At 51.7% G+C, this 3147-nt stretch carries 5 protein-coding genes; 3 read left to right on the forward strand and 2 right to left on the reverse strand.

The features are described from left to right. Nucleotides 1-89: 89 nt before the first annotated feature. Entirely contained in the window at nt 90-944 is an 855-nt protein-coding gene (locus tag ACPGUT_RS15850) for a DUF817 domain-containing protein (protein WP_423993059.1), read from the reverse strand. 134 nt (nt 945-1078) lie between these two features. On the opposite strand from ACPGUT_RS15850, the gene ACPGUT_RS15855 reads away from it, so the two are divergent. The 3 genes from ACPGUT_RS15855 (at nt 1079) to ACPGUT_RS15865 (ending at nt 2790) form a co-directional block, all read left to right on the forward strand. Further along, the gene (locus ACPGUT_RS15855; RefSeq protein WP_423993061.1) at nt 1079-1666 is read left to right on the forward strand and encodes a TetR/AcrR family transcriptional regulator; all 588 of its coding nucleotides are present in this window, start codon (nt 1079-1081) and stop codon (nt 1664-1666) included. Between the two features lie 91 nt (nt 1667-1757). Beyond that, entirely contained in the window at nt 1758-2432 is a 675-nt protein-coding gene (locus tag ACPGUT_RS15860; protein WP_423993063.1) for a PspA/IM30 family protein, read from the forward strand. 70 nt (nt 2433-2502) lie between these two features. After that, on the forward strand, nt 2503-2790 hold the full coding sequence (locus ACPGUT_RS15865) for a hypothetical protein (RefSeq protein ID WP_423993064.1): 288 nt from the start codon (nt 2503-2505) through the stop codon (nt 2788-2790). 102 nt (nt 2791-2892) lie between these two features. Here the strand turns inward: ACPGUT_RS15865 and ACPGUT_RS15870 are convergent. Continuing rightward, nucleotides 2893-3147: RNA 2'-phosphotransferase (locus ACPGUT_RS15870; RefSeq protein ID WP_423993066.1), on the reverse strand; the 255-nt coding region annotated here is incomplete at its 5' end.

Below are 3147 nucleotides of genomic sequence, written 5' to 3' on the forward strand. Positions count from 1 at the left end.
GGAAAACCGGAAAACCGGAAAACCGGAAAACCGGAAAACCGGAAAACCGGAAAACGATATATTGCAGTGTTCCAGACGTGTGGGGTTGGTTAGGGTTTGTTGTCTGCAGGTCGCAACCCACTGTCCAGCGCATCCCGCGTTACCAGCGTTACGGTTGCGAAACTGACATATAACAACAGATACCATGATCCCAATTTGGCAAAGCTCACGGCTTGGCCATCGGCTTGCCCTGCGTAGACCCAGGTTTTTGTCAATGTGCCGATGTTTTCGGCCAGCCACAGGAAAAAGCTGGAGAAAAACGCGGCCACTGGTAGGGGCATCCACCAATATCGAGACTGTGTGCCCATGCGGAACCAGATGCGGGTGCGGGCGTAAAGCAGAACAGTGGCGGCAAACAATGCGATGCGGATATCCGGCAGAAAGTGATGAGCAAAGAAGTTCACATAGATCAGAACCGCCAGCAGGATATGCCAGTGAAACGCAGGGAAGGGGGCGAAACGCATCTCAAACACCCGGATCACCCGCGCCATATAAGACCCGACAGCCGCATACATAAAACCAGAAAACAGCGGGACCTGCATGATTTTCAACACGCCATCGCCGGGGTAAGACCAGGATCCTGCATAGATCTTGAAGATCTCCATCGCGGTGCCTGTGAGGTGAAACAGCAGAATGACGCGGGCTTCTTCCCAGGTTTCCAGTTTGAAATACAGAAATGCGATCTGGGTGGTGACGGCAAAGACCACCAGGAAATCATAACGTGCGATGGGCCAGTCGGCCTGCCAGACGGCGCGGGTTAGAATGATCGCAAGCAGGATCAGAATGCCAAACAGGGCTGACCAACCCTGTTTTAGGACAAACATGACAAATTCTGTGGTGAGGGGGGACAGTCGGGCGCGGATTAAGTCGCCAAGGCGGCGTTCTGTCTGGCGGGTGGTCTGCATCTGGAAACTCGTTGTGTTATATGTGGCCGATGTAATGGGACCTGCGGCCGGATGTCGAGCATCCTGTTGCCCAGGCTTGCCCTGTTCCGCAATTCCGCTTATCCGTGAACAAAGTTCAAAGAATGGAAGATCCCATGGCAGGAAAAGTTGCTGCGCGAAAAGAAGCATTGCGTGAAAAATTGGTAAACTTGGCAGAAACGCAGATCGCGCATGGCGGTTTGCGGTCCGTGAAGGCGCGGGATCTTGCGAAAGAAGCCGGCTGCGCGCTTGGGGCGATCTATAACGCCTTTGATGATTTGCAGGCCCTGTTTATGGCGGTGAATGGGCGAACATTTCAGCGTTTGGGTTTGGTCGTGGCCGAATCTGTGGAGGGTGTGCAGGCGGGGCCGAATGAACGCTTGATCATTATGTCAGAGGCTTATCTGTCCTTTGCGTCGGAGAATACAAATCTTTGGCGGGCGATGTTTGATCTGGAAATGTCGACGGAAAGCCAGGTGCCTGACTGGTACTTGGCCGCGCTGGAAGATCTGTTTTCCCATATCGCAGGGCCAGTTTCTGAGATTTATCCGCAGATGGATGCGGAAAATGTTGTTTTAATGACTCGTTCGTTGTTCTCATCTGTGCATGGGATTGTGCTTTTGGGGCTGGAAAAGCGAATTTCTGGTGTGCCACCTGAAAAAATAAAAACAATGATTTCAATGCTTTTGCTGAAAATTGTCTAAAATCATGAACATTGTTCAATTTATTTCTTGAACAATGTTCATGTGGTTGCTATATCAAATTCATGAACGATGTTCACGAATGGAGAAAGTAATGTTCAGCACTTTTAAAACACTGATTATCGGCGCAAATGCCAGAGCGGAAGAAAACCTGCGTGACCAGTATTCAATTGAACTGATTGATCAGAAAATCCGCGAAGCACAGGGCAGCCTGAAAGCTGCAAAGCTGACCCTGGCAAGCCTGATGCAACGCCAGCGTTCTGAAGATCGCCAGATTGAAGCGATCGAGGACCGTGTGTCAGATCTGACCCTGCGGGCCCGTGAAGCCTTGGACGAGAAACGCGAAGATCTGGCCCAGGAAGCCGCCCGCGCGATTGCTGACATGGAAAACGAACTGACCGTTCGTCGGGAAACCGCCAGCCGTCTGGAAGCCCGTGTGATGCAGTTGCGTCAGTCTGTAGAAGCCGCCAATCGTCGGATCCTAGATCTTAAACAGGGTGCAATTTCCGCCCGAGCGATTAAACGCGAACAGGGCATTCAGAAACGCCTGAATAAAACCCTTGGTGGTGGCAATGCGATTGACGAAGCCGAAGAGCTGATCGCAAATGTTGTCAATAAAGATGACCCGTTTGAGCAAAGCGAAATCCTGCGGGAAATCGACACGGGGCTTGGCCATTATGATGTGGCGGATCGCCTTGGGGACGCAGGTTTTGGTCATAAAACCCGATCCACCGCAGATGATGTTCTGAAGCGTCTGCAATCTAAATAATCCACTGAAACAAATACCTAAGCGAAGTTAACCAGCCTGCGGGCTGAACCAATAAACATGGAGAAAACCAATGAACAACGAACGTAACGATACCAACCTGATTATGATGCTGAACATTGCTGGCGTGGTTGCCGCTTATGGATTGCTGGCACTGTCCCTTTATCATTCAACAGAGGTGCCGCTGTCCACGAAAGGTTACTGGGGCATGGGGGTTGTTCTGCTGACCCTGAGCCTTGTGAATGTTGTGAAATACCGTTTCGACACACGTTCCAGCGAAGATCGCATTCGTCGCATTGAAGACGCCCGCAATGAAAAGCTGCTTGAAGAAGCGCTGCTTGATCCGTCCAAGGACATCTGATCTCCATAGGATGACCTGATGACGGTGGGTGGGGGCTTTCTAAAAAGCGCGCGATTGTCCCCACCCAAAAAGAAACGCCCGGGTTCCTTCCCCCGGGCGTTTTTACGTGAGGTAGCTTACTGGCACATGATCCGTAAGCCAGACACCGTTGTCAGAGCAGATGAACGTAAACCCATCCCTGTGCATCTGACCGCTGGCCACCTGGAAAATATGGGGTTTTCCGTGGCGACTGCCAACGGTTTGGGCCGTGTCTTCATCTGGTGACAGATGCACATGTTGGCGTGATCCGGGGATCAGCCCCTTGGCCAAGATACTGTCGACAAATCGTGTGGCGGTGCCGTGAAACAGGGTTTCGGG

Origin of the sequence: Halocynthiibacter sp., from assembly GCF_049608145.1 — a bacterium.
Classification (GTDB): domain Bacteria; phylum Pseudomonadota; class Alphaproteobacteria; order Rhodobacterales; family Rhodobacteraceae; genus Halocynthiibacter.